Source organism: Nocardioides sp. CPCC 206348 (assembly GCF_048654705.1).
GTDB lineage: Bacteria > Actinomycetota > Actinomycetes > Propionibacteriales > Nocardioidaceae > Nocardioides.
Genome location: NZ_JBMCZA010000204.1, coordinates 6,353 through 6,776 on the forward strand (window position 1 = coordinate 6,353; position 424 = coordinate 6,776).

At 70.8% G+C, this 424-nt stretch carries 1 pseudogene; it reads left to right on the top strand.

The features are described 5' to 3' along the window. A pseudogene (locus tag ACOADB_RS20115) lies at nucleotides 1-424 on the top strand (hypothetical protein); the annotation flags it as partial.

Consider the following 424-nt stretch of genomic DNA (forward strand, 5'->3'; position numbering starts at 1 on the left):
TCCAGCCGCACGACGACGAGGACCCGAAGCCCGAGGGCCCCGCCGAGATCGCCATCCCGAAGGACGACGAGGACCCGAAGCCGCAGGGCCCCGGCGACATCGCCATCCCGAAGGACGACAACGACCCGAAGCCCCAGGGTCCCGGTGACATCACCAACCCCGAGGACAACGACGACCCCAAGCCGCACGGCCCCGGCGACCTCACCAACGGTGAGGACGACAACGACCCCGAGGGCCCCGGCGACCTGACCAACGGTGAGGACGACAACGACCCTGAAGGCCCCGACGACCTCACCAACGGTGAGCCGGGCGACAAGCCCGAGGACGTCCCCGCTGACGAGGTGCCGGCTGACGAAGCGCCGGTCGTCGAGAACGACGTCGCCGACGCCGACGACGTCCAGGTCCCGAACCGCATCGACGCCGG